This is a genomic window from Prevotella sp. P6B4 (assembly GCF_000619985.1).
Classification (GTDB): Bacteria; Bacteroidota; Bacteroidia; order Bacteroidales; family Bacteroidaceae; genus Prevotella.
On the sequence record NZ_JHVE01000020.1, the window covers coordinates 24,461 to 39,272 of the forward strand.

Annotated in this window: 17 protein-coding genes and 1 tRNA gene; 14 read left to right on the plus strand and 4 right to left on the minus strand. The window is 50.5% G+C overall.

What is annotated here, in order from left to right; translation table 11 throughout:
* Nucleotides 1–3: 3 nt before the first annotated feature.
* Together pth and T491_RS0112325 are read right to left on the minus strand one after the other, a co-directional pair.
* Nucleotides 4–576, minus strand: coding sequence for an aminoacyl-tRNA hydrolase (pth, locus tag T491_RS0112320; protein ID WP_028904160.1), 573 nt, complete (start codon nt 574–576; stop codon nt 4–6).
* 20 nt (nt 577–596) lie between these two features.
* Nucleotides 597–1,193 (minus strand): 50S ribosomal protein L25/general stress protein Ctc, encoded by a 597-nt coding sequence (locus T491_RS0112325; protein WP_028904161.1) that lies wholly within the window; start codon nt 1,191–1,193, stop codon nt 597–599.
* Nucleotides 1,194–1,446: 253 nt separating this feature from the next.
* Between T491_RS0112325 and nusB the strand changes: the two genes are divergently transcribed.
* From nusB to T491_RS0112350, 5 genes are read left to right on the plus strand one after another with little or no spacing between them, the layout of a single operon-like run.
* Nucleotides 1,447–2,409 (plus strand): transcription antitermination factor NusB, encoded by a 963-nt coding sequence (gene nusB, locus T491_RS16530; protein WP_033148023.1) that lies wholly within the window; start codon nt 1,447–1,449, stop codon nt 2,407–2,409.
* A 9-nt stretch (nt 2,410–2,418) separates the two neighbouring features.
* A complete protein-coding gene (gene yajC, locus T491_RS0112335; protein ID WP_028904162.1) occupies nt 2,419–2,733 on the plus strand; it encodes a preprotein translocase subunit YajC in 315 nt (104 codons plus the stop codon).
* 3 nt (nt 2,734–2,736) lie between these two features.
* Nucleotides 2,737–3,720 carry a hypothetical protein gene (locus T491_RS0112340; RefSeq protein WP_028904163.1) on the plus strand — a complete coding sequence of 328 codons (984 nt, stop codon included), beginning with the start codon at nt 2,737–2,739 and terminating at the stop codon, nt 3,718–3,720.
* Entirely contained in the window at nt 3,717–4,283 is a 567-nt protein-coding gene (coaE, locus tag T491_RS0112345; protein ID WP_028904164.1) for a dephospho-CoA kinase, read from the plus strand. The genes T491_RS0112340 and coaE overlap by 4 nt, the downstream gene beginning before the upstream one ends.
* On the plus strand, nt 4,265–4,684 hold the full coding sequence (locus T491_RS0112350) for a DUF5606 domain-containing protein (protein WP_028904165.1): 420 nt from the start codon (nt 4,265–4,267) through the stop codon (nt 4,682–4,684). Before coaE ends, T491_RS0112350 begins: the two co-directional genes overlap by 19 nt.
* A gap of 32 nt (nt 4,685–4,716) precedes the next feature.
* Here the strand turns inward: T491_RS0112350 and T491_RS0112355 are convergent, their stop codons facing one another.
* A complete protein-coding gene (locus tag T491_RS0112355; protein WP_028904166.1) occupies nt 4,717–6,255 on the minus strand; it encodes an RNase adapter RapZ in 1,539 nt (512 codons plus the stop codon).
* Nucleotides 6,256–6,408: 153 nt separating this feature from the next.
* Here T491_RS0112355 and T491_RS0112360 point away from each other — a divergent pair, with 153 nt between their 5' ends.
* The 3 genes from T491_RS0112360 (at nt 6,409) to fldA (ending at nt 9,466) form a co-directional block, all read left to right on the plus strand.
* Nucleotides 6,409–8,370 carry a heavy metal translocating P-type ATPase gene (locus T491_RS0112360; RefSeq protein ID WP_081773380.1) on the plus strand — a complete coding sequence of 654 codons (1,962 nt, stop codon included), beginning with the start codon at nt 6,409–6,411 and terminating at the stop codon, nt 8,368–8,370.
* Nucleotides 8,371–8,569: 199 nt separating this feature from the next.
* Nucleotides 8,570–8,950, plus strand: coding sequence for a DUF2023 family protein (locus tag T491_RS0112365; protein ID WP_028904168.1), 381 nt, complete (start codon nt 8,570–8,572; stop codon nt 8,948–8,950).
* A 21-nt stretch (nt 8,951–8,971) separates the two neighbouring features.
* Complete coding sequence (gene fldA / locus T491_RS0112370; protein ID WP_028904169.1) at nt 8,972–9,466, plus strand: flavodoxin FldA; 495 nt, start codon at nt 8,972–8,974, stop codon at nt 9,464–9,466.
* A gap of 94 nt (nt 9,467–9,560) precedes the next feature.
* On the opposite strand, the gene T491_RS0112375 is transcribed toward fldA, so the two are convergent.
* Nucleotides 9,561–9,632: transfer RNA gene (locus tag T491_RS0112375), tRNA-Arg, on the minus strand.
* A 129-nt stretch (nt 9,633–9,761) separates the two neighbouring features.
* Here T491_RS0112375 and T491_RS0112380 point away from each other — a divergent pair.
* From T491_RS0112380 to mreC, 6 genes are all read left to right on the plus strand, one after another.
* On the plus strand, nt 9,762–10,325 hold the full coding sequence (locus T491_RS0112380) for a hypothetical protein (protein ID WP_155950129.1): 564 nt from the start codon (nt 9,762–9,764) through the stop codon (nt 10,323–10,325).
* Between the two features lie 119 nt (nt 10,326–10,444).
* Nucleotides 10,445–11,482, plus strand: coding sequence for an aspartate--ammonia ligase (gene asnA, locus T491_RS0112385; protein ID WP_028904171.1), 1,038 nt, complete (start codon nt 10,445–10,447; stop codon nt 11,480–11,482).
* A gap of 32 nt (nt 11,483–11,514) precedes the next feature.
* A complete protein-coding gene (locus tag T491_RS0112390; protein WP_155950130.1) occupies nt 11,515–12,030 on the plus strand; it encodes a hypothetical protein in 516 nt (171 codons plus the stop codon).
* A gap of 146 nt (nt 12,031–12,176) precedes the next feature.
* Nucleotides 12,177–12,773 (plus strand): IMP cyclohydrolase, encoded by a 597-nt coding sequence (locus T491_RS0112395; RefSeq protein ID WP_028904173.1) that lies wholly within the window; start codon nt 12,177–12,179, stop codon nt 12,771–12,773.
* A gap of 106 nt (nt 12,774–12,879) precedes the next feature.
* Nucleotides 12,880–13,902 (plus strand): rod shape-determining protein, encoded by a 1,023-nt coding sequence (locus T491_RS0112400; RefSeq protein WP_028904174.1) that lies wholly within the window; start codon nt 12,880–12,882, stop codon nt 13,900–13,902.
* Nucleotides 13,903–13,941: 39 nt separating this feature from the next.
* On the plus strand, nt 13,942–14,808 hold the full coding sequence (mreC, locus tag T491_RS0112405; RefSeq protein WP_028904175.1) for a rod shape-determining protein MreC: 867 nt from the start codon (nt 13,942–13,944) through the stop codon (nt 14,806–14,808).
* The last annotated feature ends 4 nt before the right edge of the window (nt 14,809–14,812 follow it).

Below are 14,812 nucleotides of genomic sequence, written 5' to 3' on the forward strand. Positions count from 1 at the left end.
ATGTTATTTCTTTCCTAATTTGTTAAATTGATTCATTGTGATATCGATGCCGGCTAATACGAAGCTTTTGATGATCTCGCAGGCTGTATCGATACTTGGCTGGAGTGTCTTCATGTCTTCCTCGTCGTACTTGCCGAGTACCCAGTCCACCTGCATGCCTCGTGGAAAGTCGTTGCCTATACCCATACGCAGTCGGGCGTAGTTCTGGCCTATCAGCTGCTGAATGTGTCCCAGACCATTGTGCCCTCCGTTCGAACCATTGGCTTTCAGTCTGAATGCGCCTAATGGTAGCGCTACGTCGTCGCTGATGACCAATAGTCTGTTTTGTTCTATATTTTCCTTGTTTAGCCAATAGCGTACCGCATTGCCGCTCAGGTTCATATAGGTAGAGGGTTTCAGCAGGAATACTTTACGACCTTTCAATGATGTTTCGGCTACAAACCCATAGCGCTTATCATCAAAATGAATATTGGATGCCTTAGCAAAAGCATCCAATACCATAAAGCCTGTATTGTGGCGGGTGTTCTCGTACTCGTCGCCGATATTTCCCAGTCCAACAATCAAGTACTTATCCATTCGCAAACGAATTAGATAAATTACTCAGCAGCCTGGGCAGCTGCAGAACGAGAAGCACGTGTAGCCTTAACTGAGCATACTACAACCTGAGCAGGAGTAGCGATCTGCAGACCCTCGAAGTTCAGTTCTGCTACCTTGATAGCCTTACCGAGCTTGAGCTCTGTAACGTCTACATTCAGAACCTCAGGAATCTGCTTGTAAGGAGCTGTAACGTTCAGTGTACGAACAGCCTGGCTCAGACGACCACCATCACGAACACCCTGTGCGTGACCTACCAACTTAACGGGGATACCGATAGTGATGGGCTTCTCCTCGTTTACCTCGTAGAAGTCAACGTGGAGCAGAGCGTCTGTTGTTGGGTGGAACTGGAGCTCCTTCATAACAGCCTTGTGAGCCTCACCGTCGATGGTGATGTTTACAACGTAAACGTCGGGTGAATAAACTACGCGACGGAGCTGAGATGCTGGGATTGCAAATGCAAGAGCCTCAGGTGCACCGTTCTCACCCTTCTTCTCACCATAAAGGTTACAAGGTACAAGACCTTCCTTACGCATTTCCTTGCTGGCCTTCTTGCCAGTTGTGGCACGCTTCTGGCCACTTACGCTAATTTCTTTCATAAATGTGTTACTCTAAATTAAGTTGTTAAAAATTACGTTTTGCTTAATTCGCCATCACACGAATCTCGGCATGTAGCCGAAAAAGCGGTGCAAAGGTACGACTTTTTTTGATACCAACCAAATATTTGGCTAAAAAACCTCAATTTTCGGCTTTTTTCTTGCAGATTTTAGTTTTTATTGCTAATTTTGCAGCCGATTATAACGTTTCAGTTTATATAAATAAGGTATAATAAATAAAAAAACATCAAGTGAGATGATTAACAGAGAAATTATTAGAATTAAGATTGTTCAGTTAACCTATGCTTACTATCAAAACGGTAACAAGAACATCGACACGGCTGAGAAAGAGCTATTTTTCAGTCTTTCGAAAGCTTATGACCTCTACAACTACATGCTGGCTCTGATTGTAGCCGTAAACAAGGAGGCAAGCCGTCGTATGGAAGTGTTGGTACAACGAGCAAAGCGCGAAGGAACACCAGAACCATCACAAAGATTTGTTTTCAATCGATTTGCAATTCAGTTGGCCGAGAATAAGCAGTTAAACGAGTTCATCAGCACGCAGAAGAGCGGTTGGGATGAGAATGCCGTTTTCGTGGCCTCGCTGCTCGAGAAGATAGAGCAGAGCGACATATATCAGGAATATATGAACAATCCAGAGGATAACTACGATGTGGATCGTGAGTTCTGGCGTAAGATATACCGCACACTCATTCAGGATAACGATGATATTGATGCCATCCTTGAGGACCAGAGCCTCTATTGGAATGATGATAAGCCTATCGTTGATACATTCGTGCTGAAGACCATCAAGCGTTTCGAGGAGCAGAATGGTGCGAAGCAGGAGTTGTTGCCTGAGTGGGATAGTGAGGATGAGAAGGATTTTGCACGCAAGATATTCCGTGCAGCCATCCTGAATGCCGACGAGTATCAGCGCTTTATGAGTGAGGCATCACGCAACTGGGATTTCTCGCGCCTGGCTTACATGGATATTATCCTGATGCAGATAGCCATCGCCGAGATGATGACCCTGGCGAATATTCCCATCAATGTAACCATCAACGAGTATGTTGAGATAGCTAAGTTCTACTCTACACCAAAGAGTGCTGGCTACATCAATGGTATGCTTGATGGAATAGCCCGCAATCTGGTAGAGAGCGGACGCCTGGCCAAGTTCATCGAACCCAAGAAAGAGAACCATAGAAATAAACTTAAATAAAGAAAGAAAATGACTAGTATCGTATTGGCTGCCCAGGCAGCACAGGGAGGCGGCATGAGTATGATCATCATGATGGTGGCCATCTTTGCCATTATGTGGTTTTTCATGATTCGTCCACAGCAGAAGAAGCAGAAGGAGATTCAGAAGTTCCAGAACGAGCTGAGCGAGGGTACCGAAGTGGTTACTGGCGGTGGCATTCATGGAACAGTGAAGAGCGTTGATCTGGCTAAGAACACCGTTGACGTGAAGATTGCACGCGACGTGGTTGTTACCGTTGAGAAGACTTCTGTTTTCAAGGATATGGCAAGCACGCCTCAGAAATAAGATATGAAGTTAGGAAGAATAGGACAGCAGATCCGTAAGCTCCTTTTTAGCAGTACTAATAAGGAGCTCCTGTTGTTTGTGTTCTTCCTGGCACTTTCGGGTGTATTCTGGTTGCAGACCACACTTAACGAGGTTTACGAACGCGAGTTTGCCATTCCCGTATCGGTAACCGACATTCCCAAGAATGCCGTGCTGACATCCGACGAGACTGACACGGTGCGAATGACCATCCGTGACAAGGGATTCACCTTGCTTACTTATATGTATGGCGACGTCCTGAAGAGGCTCAACGTCAGTTTCAGAACCTATAACAGGGGTAACGGTACGGGTATCGTTACATCGCAGGAGCTGCAGAAGCTGGTTTACCAGCAGTTGGCAAACGGTTCGCGTATTATCAACGTGAAACCCGAAAAGCTGGAGTTCTATTACAACTACGGTGCCAAGAAGGTGGTGCCAGTGCGGTGGAGCGGTCGTGTGATTCCCGAGGAACTATTCTTTATCTCGCGTGTGACCTACAAGCCCGACAGTATCACCATCTATGCTTCGAAAGAGAAGCTCGACAGTATCAACGTGGTGTACACCGAGCATCTGAATCATGTGAACTTCCGTGATACGCTGCGTGCTAACTGCGAGCTGGCTAAGATCCGTGGTGTGAAGATGGTGCCCGACCATGTGCGGGTGACGTTCTGTACCGATGTGCTCACCGAGGAGAATATCGAGGGTGTGCCTATCAAGGCCATCAATATGCCAGCAGGCAAGGTGCTCCGTACCTTCCCGTCGCGTGTGGGCGTCAAGTTCGTTACGGGTGTGAGCGTGTTCCGCCATCTGAAGCCAACCGACTTTACGGTAGTGGCTGATTACAACGAGATTATGGAGCATCCTCAGGAGAAGTGCCATATCTATTTGAAGACTGTACCACGCGGCATATCCAGAGCCCGTCTGGAAACGAGCATGGTGGATTACCTGATTGAATCGGAATCAGAATGAAGATAGGTATCACAGGCGGAATAGGTAGCGGTAAGAGCTATGTCTGCCAGAAGTTGCGGGAGCAGGGATACGAGGTATTCGACTGCGACAGCGAGGCCAAGAAGCTGATGCGCACTTCGCCCGATATCCGTCAGCGCCTCACAGCGTTGATAGGTCCTCATACCTACGATGCCGACGGTAATCTCAACAAGGCTATCGTGGCTCATTACCTGCTGTCGTCGGAAAGTCATGCCGAGGCTGTTAATAAGATTGTGCATCCAGCCGTTTTCGACGCCTTCCGTCAGAGCGGTCTCAAACTGATGGAGAGTGCCATCCTGTTCGAGTCGGGTGCCTCCCGGCTGGTGGATATCGTCATTGCTGTGATAGCTCCCAAGGAGATACGTATGCAGCGTGTGATGGAGCGCGATCATATCAGCCACGAAAAGGTGGAGGAGTGGATGGCGCGCCAGATGCCGCAGCAGGACATCATCCGTAAGTCGGATTACGTCATCATCAACGATGGTGAAGCAGATATAGATAAACAAATACATATAATCATAAGACAATGCAACAAACAATTTTAGCAATTGCCGGTAAGCCAGGTTTGTATAAACTGGTTACCAGAGGTCATAACAACCTGATCGTTGAGGCTCTCGACGCTACTCATAAGCGTATGCCAGCCTTCGCTACCGATCGTATCACATCACTTGGCGATATCGCCATGTTTACAGAGACCGACGATGTTCCCCTGACTGATGTTCTCGAGAACCTGAAGAAGCTCGAGGATGGCAAGAAGGCCAGCATCAACGAGAAGAAGGCCAGCTCAGCCGAGCTGCACGAGTATTTCACAAAGGTTCTGCCTGAGTGGGATCAGGATCGTGTAAAGGATAGCCACATCAAGAAGTTGATTACCTGGTATAACATCCTTGTTGAGGCTGGTATCACCGACTTCAAGGACGAGGAGCCTGCCGAGGAGGAGAAATAAAAAAAGGAGCAGCGATTGCTGCTCTTTTTTGTTTATTGTTTAGCTTCAAACACCTGTTTGATTTTCTGTTCGCGATGTTCTACGCGAACCTCAATACCGAATTTTTCGTGGATATGCTCAGCCAGATGCTGGGCAGAATATACGCTTCGATGCTGTCCGCCTGTGCAGCCGAACGAGAACATCAGCGAGGTGAATCCGCGCTGGATGTAGCGGCGCACATGGGCATCGGCCAGCTTGTAAACCGAGTCGAGGAAGGTCAGTATCTCGCCATCGTCCTCTAAGAATCGGATCACGGGCTCATCCAGTCCTGTCAGTTTCTTGTAAGGCTCATAGCGGCCTGGGTTGTGCGTGCTGCGGCAGTCGAACACGTAGCCGCCGCCATTACCGCTCTCATCCTCAGGGATGCCGTTGCGATACGAGAAGCTGAACACCTTGACCACCAGCGGTCCCTGTGCATCGTATTTCGAGAAGGTGGCGGGTCCGTCCTGCGGGTGGGCTTTGTAGGGGTTCAGGTCGGTGGTCTTGTAACCATCGGCACGACTGGCCACGGCTTCTATCTGCTGGAACTGTGGCAGCTCTGTCAGCTGGCGCAGGATGTCCATCAGGTAGGGGTAGTGCCACTGTGTCGAGCTGTCAAGCAGCTCGCGCAGGTTCTGTATGGCAGGTGGTATGCTCTCGATGAAGTGCTTTTTCTGTTCGAAGTAGCCGCGGAATCCGTAGGCGCCTAACACCTGTAGGGTGCGGAACAGGACGAAGAGCGACAGACGGTTGACGAAGTGGCGCACGGGTGGCACCTCCATGTAGTTCTTCAGCGAGTTGTAGTACTCGTACACCAGTTCGCGGCGCAGCTTGTGCGGATACTTGGCCGAGGCCTGCCAGAGGAACGAGGCGATATCGTAGTAGTAGGGACCCTTTCTGCCGCCCTGGTAGTCGATGAACCAGGGGTTGCCGTCGTGGTCGAGCATCACGTTGCGGGCCTGAAAGTCACGATACAGGAAGGTGTCGCAGCTCTCGGCAGTCAGGTCTTTGGCCATCAGTCTGAAGTCGGCTTCCAGCTTCAGTTCGTGGAAATCAATCTCCGTCGCCTTCAGGAAACAGTACTTGAAGTAGTTCAGGTCGAAGAGCACGCTGTCCACATTGAACTCGGCTTGCGGATAGCAGTTGTCGAAGTCGAGCTCCCTAGCGCCTCTTATCTGAATGTTCGGTAGTTCGCGTATGGTACGCTTCAGCAGTTCCTGCTCCTTCAAGGTGTAACGTCCGCCTGCCTCTCGTCCGCCTCGGATGGCGTCGAAGAGCGACATGCTGCCTAAGTCGGTCTGCAGGTAGCGCAACATATCGTCGCTGGCAGCCAGAATCTGTGGCACCGGCAGCTTGCGGCGTGTAAAGTGCTGTGTGAGGTAGATGAAGGCGTGGTCCTCGTCGCGACTGGTTCCGATGACGCCAATCACCGACTGTCCCTCGTTGCTGGTCAGTCGGTAGTAGGTGCGGTTACTGCCGCCGCCAGGTATCTGTTGTACGTTGGCTGGTTCGGCACCGTTCCATTCCTTATATAATTCTATGAGTTTCTGCATATCGTACTTTTTTTTATTGACGGCAAAAGTACGCAAAAAAGCTGAAAACGCCAAACTTTGTGCACGTTATTTTTGCGCCGACAGTTATTTGCAACCGGGTTGCAACGCTTTCTTTGTACCTTTGCACCCGGAAACAGATAAACATGTAAGATTATGGCACATCAAGACGCATATTGTGATTACTGCGATGTTCATGAGCATCATCACGAACATCATCACGAACATGATACCCGTGAGCAGTTGAGACTCATTATTATTTCGGCAGTACTGCTGGTAGCTGCTGTGGCAGTGGAACATCTGACGGCACTCCCCACCTGGCAGTTGCTGCTGGTATATCTTGTACCCTATCTCGTGATAGGTCACGACACGCTGAAGGAGGCTGTCGAGGGGCTGCTGCATGGCGAGCCGTTCAATGAGCACTTCCTCATGTCGGTGGCTACCATCGGTGCTCTCTGTATCGGGTTCCTGCCAGGTGCCGAGGCCCAGTTCCCCGAGGCGGTGTTTGTCATGCTGTTCTTTCAGGTGGGCGAGCTCTTCGAGGGCTATGCCGAGGGTAAGAGCCGTGACAGTATAGCCCATCTGATGGAGATCAAGCCTGACTATGCCACCCTGGCTGAGGGCGATCGCCGTGTGTCGCCCGAGGAGGTTCAGGTGGGCGATATCATCGTGATCCGTCCGGGCGAGAAAGTACCTCTTGATGGTGTTGTCGTCGAGGGTACAAGTGCGCTCAATACGGTGGCGCTTACTGGTGAGTCGTTGCCTCGCGATGTGGCTGAGGCCGACGAGGTGATATCAGGTTGCGTGAACCTGAGTGGCGTGCTGCGCGTCAAGGTCACCAAGCCCTTTGGCGAGAGTACCGTTTCCAGGATTATCCGTCTGGTTGAGAATGCCGGCGAGCATAAGTCGCAGAGCGAGACCTTTATCACCCGTTTTGCCCGTATCTATACGCCTATCGTGGTGCTGGCAGCCGTAGCTCTGGCTGTGGTTCCGCCGCTGCTCATGGCCGCCACCAGCCATCTCTCACCGGTAGCCCTTTTCAGCACGTGGCTCTATCGTGCCTTGATGTTCCTGGTGGTATCGTGCCCGTGTGCCCTTGTCATCAGCGTGCCCCTCACGTTCTTCGGCGGCATCGGCGGTGCTTCGCGCCGCGGTATCCTCATCAAGGGTGCCAACTATCTCGATGTGCTTGCCAAGGTGCGTACGGTGGTGTTCGACAAGACCGGCACGCTCACCCATGGTGTGTTTGCTGTCACGGCGGTTCATCCCGACAGCTTCGATGAGCACCAGCTGCTGCATCTGGCTGCCCATGTAGAGCATTTCTCTACCCATCCCATAGGTGCCGCCCTGCGCGATGCTTTCCCCGATGAGGCTACCGATGGCTGTAAGATCAGCGATGTGCGCGAGCTGGCAGGGCAGGGCATCATCGCCCGTGTGGCTGAGAAAGAGGTGGCTGTAGGCAATACCAAGCTGATGGACAGCGTGGGGGCTCACTGGCACGACTGCGAGCACCTGGGTACCATCATCCATGTGGCTATCGATGGCACGTATGCTGGCCATATCGTGATCAACGATCAGGTCAAGGCCGATAGCGCTGAGGCTATAGCAGCCCTCCTTCAGCTGGGTGTGCAGCGTACGGTGATGCTGACAGGCGACCGCCAGGAGGTGGCCGAGAATGTGGCGCGCCAGCTGGGATTATCCGAATATCATGCCGAGCTGATGCCTGCCGATAAAGTGGCGCAGGTAGAGCGACTCTCAACCGCCAACGCGCAGCAGTCGGCACCTCTCGCCTTTGTGGGCGATGGTATCAACGATGCCCCTGTGCTGGCGCGTGCCGATGTAGGTATAGCGATGGGAGGTCTGGGCAGCGATGCCGCTATTGAGGCTGCCGATGTGGTGCTGATGGACGACCAGCCATCTAAGATAGCTACTGCCATCCGTATCGCCCGTCGTACCCTCCGTATCGCCTCGCAGAATGTGTGGCTGGCTATCGGTATCAAACTGGCGGTATTGGTACTGGCTGCCTTTGGCGCCGCTACCATGTGGCTGGCTGTGTTTGCCGATGTAGGTGTCACCGTGCTGGCTGTGCTCAATGCCATGCGCACCCTCCGCGCATGATGGCTCCTGGTCGTAAAATCGCTTTCCCCGTGGGCCCGTAATTTTTTTCTCGTGGGGGCGGTCATTTGCATACCTACTTATGATTAATTGGTTTTTGCAACCTGTGGGGGGGGCGCCACCCGAAAAACACTCTGTTTTAGGTATTGCGGGTGTAAGGAAAAGCCCGTACCTTTGCACCGTCGAAATGAAAGTACAGAAAATGAGAGCAATTACAAACATTCCCACAGAGATCAAGGTGCTGATGAACCACATCTACGAACTGCAGAAAGGCGTGCGCCAGATGGTGCTCTTCACCTGTAATAAGAGATATGGTGAACAGACGATAGAACGACTGGAGAGTCAGGGCATCCCCTATGTGCTGCAGCCTGCAGGAAGCAAGAACCTGAATGTGTACTTCGGTAAGCGCGAGTGCCTTGAGGCCATCCGACTCATCGTCACCCGTCCGCTCAACCAGCTCACACCTGAGGAGGACTTTATCCTGGGAGCCATGCTGGGATATGATATCTGTGCACAATGCGAACGCTACTGCAGACGTAAATGCCAGGGCGACTGCAACGAGACATGCATCAACAGGAATTAATCATATAATAAAACATTAAAAATGAATTCAACTATTGTAATCTATGGTTCTTCGACTGGAACCTGCGAGGCTATCGCAGAGAAGATTGCCTCGAAACTGGGCTGCGAAGCCCTCAACGTACAGGATATCACGCCCGATGTGGTGGCTGCCAACCAGAATCTGATTCTCGGCACCTCTACCTGGGGAGCCGGTGAGCTGCAGGACGACTGGTACGACGGACTGAAGACGCTGCAGGGTGCCGAGCTGAGCGGAAAGACCATTGCCATCTTCGGATGCGGCGACTGCTCTTCCTATAGCGATACCTTCGTAGGCGGTATGGGCGAGCTCTACAACGGCATCAAGGACAGCGGTGCCCGATTCATCGGTAGCGTTGAGACCGACGGCTATACCTTCGACGACTCGGAAGCCGTGATCGGTGGCAAGTTTATTGGACTGCCTCTCGACGATATCAACGAGGACGACCAGACCGACGCCCGCATCGAGGCATGGCTGGCTGCTATTTCCCCCGAGCTTTAATCACAGGTGTATAATTTATAAAGTAAGTATTTGTTTTAGTTATTAAAAAAGAAAGGTGGTTGATCGTGATGATCAGCCACCTTTTGCATGATAGTACACCCGCACGGAATCGAACCGTGACCAACGGAACCGGAATCCGTTATTCTATCCTTTAAACTACGGGTGCAGCAAATCGTGTGCAAAGGTACTACAAAAAAAATAAATCAGCAAATTTCTGCAAAAAAAGTTGGTGGTTTGCGAAAAAAATACTATTTTTGCCGCAGAAAGTATAACTAAGACACAAAATATAAATATCATGAAGCATGTACTAACACCTATCCTCGTATTGGCGCTGATGGCAGCTGGCGTCTTCTCCTTGTCGTCATCCACGGCAAGTACTGCCACCGAGCTGTCGCCCACGCATCTGCTTGATTTATTGTATAACTACGAAGGCTCGGGCCGGAAGCCTGATACACCGTTGCGGTTCATCTGTCGCGACGATGTGACGGCTGGCGATATGGAGCTGATACAGGTGGTGTATGGGCGCGATGTGGAGAAGGGATCCAAGAAGGCTGTGGGCTACGAGCTGAAAGCCACTTCGCCTCATGGGTGCTACTTCTGCGTGAGTGTCGACAATTCGACACAGGCCTCCCTGAACTTCAAGGATCTGGGCGATGCAGAGCGCTTCTTCGATCGTCTGTGTAAAACGGAGTCGATATCGTATAACGGAAAGACCTATCTGGTACAGACTAAAGCCGACGATAAGTACCTCTATCTGGCTACGCCTTGGGGATGTGATGAATACGAAAACCATTTCGCGGTATGTCCCCCAGTGAAGGATAAGGACTATTATAAGATAGAAATAGAACTCTGTGTATAGTCAGATTGATAGTCAAAATCAATGTTTTTGTGTCATTTTGCAAAAAAATCCGCAATTTTGCTTGCAGAATTGCGGAAAAAGTGTATCTTTGCACCGCTTTTTAAACATTAACTGTAGAAATGGGACAAGTAATTAAACCCGTGATGTATGAGCCGCTGCTGGATATGAAGCAGACGGAACAGGGTATCAAACTGATAAAGGAGTTCTTTCAGCAGAATCTGTCGACAGAACTCAGACTGCGTCGAGTGACAGCACCGTTGTTCGTGCTGAAAGGATTAGGTATCAACGACGACCTGAATGGTGTGGAGCGCCCCGTGAGCTTCCCCATCAAGGACCTGGGTGATGCCAAAGCCGAGGTGGTACACTCGCTGGCTAAGTGGAAGCGCTTGAGCCTGGCTGAGTACAAAATCGAGCCTGGCTATGGTATCTACACCGATATGAATGCTATCCGTGCCGACGAGGAGCTGGACAACCTGCACTCGCTGTATGTCGACCAGTGGGACTGGGAGGCTGTTATCCGTAGGGAGGACCGCACCCTGGCATTCCTGAAGAACATTGTGGAGCGTATCTATGCTGCCATCCGCCGTACAGAATATCTCACCTGCGAGACTTATCCGCAAATCAAGCCATTCCTGCCCGAGCAGATACACTTCGTACATGCCGAGGAACTGGTGGAGATGTATCCTGACAAGACACCAAAGGAGCGCGAGGATGCCATCTGCGAGAAATACGGCGCTGTATTTATAATAGGTATAGGCGGCAAGCTGAGTGATGGTAAGAAGCATGATGGACGCGCCCCTGACTATGACGACTGGAGCACCATCGCCGAGGACGGACGTGCCGGACTGAATGGCGATATCCTGATATGGTATCCCGTTCTGGGTCGAAGCTTCGAACTCTCGAGCATGGGTATCCGCGTGGATAAGGAGAGCCTGCTGCGCCAGTTGAAACTGGAAGGCAAGGAGGAGCGCGAACAGCTCTACTTCCATCAGCAGCTGCTGAATGACAGACTGCCACTGAGTATTGGTGGTGGTATCGGTCAGAGCCGACTCTGTATGGTATTGCTGCACAAAGGTCACATCGGCGAGATTCAGGCCTCTATCTGGCCCGAGGAGATGCGCAAACAGTGCAAGCAGTTGGGAATGAACCTGATTTAAGTGATTTGTTGCCAATTGATAATTGACAGTTAATGAGGGTTAGGTGTTGGTTGTTAGCTGGCTTGCTGGCGGGGATGCTGTGCGCTTGTGGCGGACAGAAACAGCCTAAGGCTTATGGCGGTATTGAACTGACCAGTGCCGACAGCATGACCATCAGTATGGGCCAATGGGACCTGCTGAAATATCATAGCGACAAGCTGGGGCTCGACATCAACTATCCGTCGTTCCTCTGCAAGCAGGACCTGCCTGAGGAACCTTGTCAGGAGGTGTTTATGAGCGACCAGATGTCGATATCGGTGATGGTCGACTCGCTGACGGGAAACATTCGGTCGGCCAGCCAGCAGATGTTAGCCATGGGAGCCGACCTGCTAGAGGTGGGCGACGACTATAGCATCCAGGAGGGGTCGGACGAGAATTTCGACTACTACGGCAAGGTGCTTGAGGACGATACCATCCGCCTGGTGACAGTAATGCTGCGCTACAAGCCGGAGCATAGTGAGGCTGTAGAACCGATGCGTGAGTGGGTGAAGAATTTCAAGCTTAAATAATTGACCTATCATATTTTTAACACGGATTAATCTAAAATTTCGCCGAGAAATTGAGGTTAATCCGTTTTCTTTTTGTACCTTTGCATGCGATTGCGTGCGATGCGCTTGTTTTTTGGATATTAATAACGTTATTAAAATATTTATAAATGGCTGAAATTAAGAAGATTAAGACCGCATTGGTGTCTGTTTTCCACAAGGATGGACTGGATGAACTGTTGAAGAAACTGAACGAGGAAGGTGTGAAGTTCCTGTCGACTGGTGGAACACAGCAGTTTATCGAATCACTTGGTTATGAGTGTCAGAAGGTTGAGGATGTAACCACTTATCCATCAATCCTGGGTGGTCGCGTAAAGACCCTCCATCCGAAGGTGTTCGGAGGTATTCTGGCCCGTCGTGAGAATGCCGGTGACATAGAGCAGATGAAGCAGTACGAGATTCCTGAGATTGATCTCGTTATCGTAGATCTCTATCCATTTGAGCAGACTGTAGCCAGTGGTGCCAGCGAGGCTGATATCATCGAGAAGATTGATATCGGTGGTATTTCTCTGATTCGTGCTGGAGCCAAGAACTTCAAGGATGTAGTCATTGTGCCCAGCAAGGCTGAGTACAGCGTGCTGCTCGATATCCTGAACAAGAAGGGTGCTCAGACCGATATCGAGGATCGTCGTATGTTTGCTACCCGTGCCTTCGGTGTGAGCAGCCACTACGATACAGCTATCAACGCCTGGTTTGAGAAAAAATAATCATTTACAACGGACAACAGGACTGACAGGACTGGTTTATCCAAAAACAAAAATTTCCTTAAGTCCTGTAGTCCGTTGCTAAGAATAAACATTAAAGAAATAGTAAATGGGATTTTTTAGTTTCGTACAGGAAATAGCAATGGACCTGGGAACGGCCAATACCATCATTATCAGTGATGATAAGATTGTGGTTGATGAGCCCTCAGTAGTTGCTCTTGATCGCCGTACTGACAAGATGATTGCCGTTGGTAACGAGGCGAAGATGATGTATGAGAAAACTCATGACAACATTCGTACCATCCGTCCGCTGCGTGATGGCGTGATTGCCGACTTCTCTGCCTGCGAGCAGATGATGCGTGGACTGATCAAGATGGTACACACAGGTAGCCGCCTGTTCTCGCCATCACTCCGTATGGTGATTGGTGTACCTTCAGGTTCTACCGAAGTAGAGCTGCGTGCCGTACGCGACTCTGCAGAGCATGCTGATGGACGTGATGTCTATCTGATTTTCGAGCCTATGGCTGCCGCTATCGGTATCGGTATCGATGTAGAGGCACCAGAGGGTAACATGATTGTTGATATCGGTGGTGGTTCTACCGAGATTGCTGTCATCTCGCTGGGTGGTATCGTTTCGAACAACTCGATCCGTACCGCTGGTGACGATCTGACGGCTGATATCCAGGAATATATGTACCGCCAGCACAACGTGAAGGTTTCGGAGCGTATGGCTGAGCGTATCAAGATTAATGTAGGTTCGGCGCTGACCGATCTGGGCGACGAGGCTCCCGAGGACTTCATCGTTCATGGTCCTAACCGTATCACAGCACTCCCCATGGAGGTGCCTGTATGCTATCAGGAGATTGCACACTGTCTCGATAAGACCGTGGCAAAGATTGAGAACGCTGTACTCTCAGCACTTGAGAATACTCCCCCAGAGCTGTATGCCGATATCGTGAAGAATGGTATCTATCTCTCAGGTGGTGGCGCTCTGCTGCGTGGTCTGGACCGTCGTCTTACCGACAAGATGCACATCCCATTTCACGTGCCCGAGGATCCCTTGCACAGTGTAGCTAAGGGTGCTGGCATCGCTCTGAAGAATATCGATAGATTTAATTTCTTGATGAGATAATCAATAATTGACAATTGAATATTGACAATTGACAGGTAGATGAGAAACCTGCTGGATTTTCTATACAAGTATCATCACTGGCTAGTCTTCGTATTGCTCGAAGTAGTCAGTGTTGTTCTGTTGTTTCAGTATAACAGTTATCAGAATAGTGTGTGGTTCACGAGTGCCAATGCTGTGGCTGGTAAGGTGTACGAGATAGAGAGCAGTCTGACCAGCTATCTGTCGATGGCTGAGATGAACCGCGAGCTCACCCTCCGTAATATCTACCAGGAGCGACAGCTCGACCAGTTACGCCGACTCTATGCCGACGTGACAAAGGATACCACAGAAGCCCAGCGCAGGGAACTGGATTTCCTGAACCGCTATCAGCTGATATCTGCCAAGGTGGTCGAGAACTCCATCCATAAGCAGGAGAACCTTATTACCATTGATAAGGGCCGTCTGGATGGTGTTGAGCCCGATATGGGTGTGGCATGCGGTAATGGTATCGTTGGCGTGGTCTACCTCGTGAGCGATCATTATGCGGTGGTTATCTCTGCCCTCAATGCAGCTTCATCGCGTATCAGCTGCTCTATCCGTAACCGTGGATACTTCGGCTATCTGCACTGGTATGGTGGCGACCCATCGGTGGCTTATGTCGAGGATGTGCCTCGCCACGCCAAATTCAAACTCGGCGAGTGGATGGTTACCAGTGGATTCTCCTCAATCTTCCCATCGGGCGTATTGGTAGGCAAGATTGAGCAGGCTTATAACTCAAGCGACGGTTTGTCGTATAAACTCAAGGTACGTCTGAGTACCGATTTCGGAAATATCCGCGACGTGGTGGTTATCAGCGATAAGAGTATTGCCGAGCGTGCTACGCTGATGCAGGCTGCTCGCGACTCTATCAGTTTCAAACAGCGATAATAGT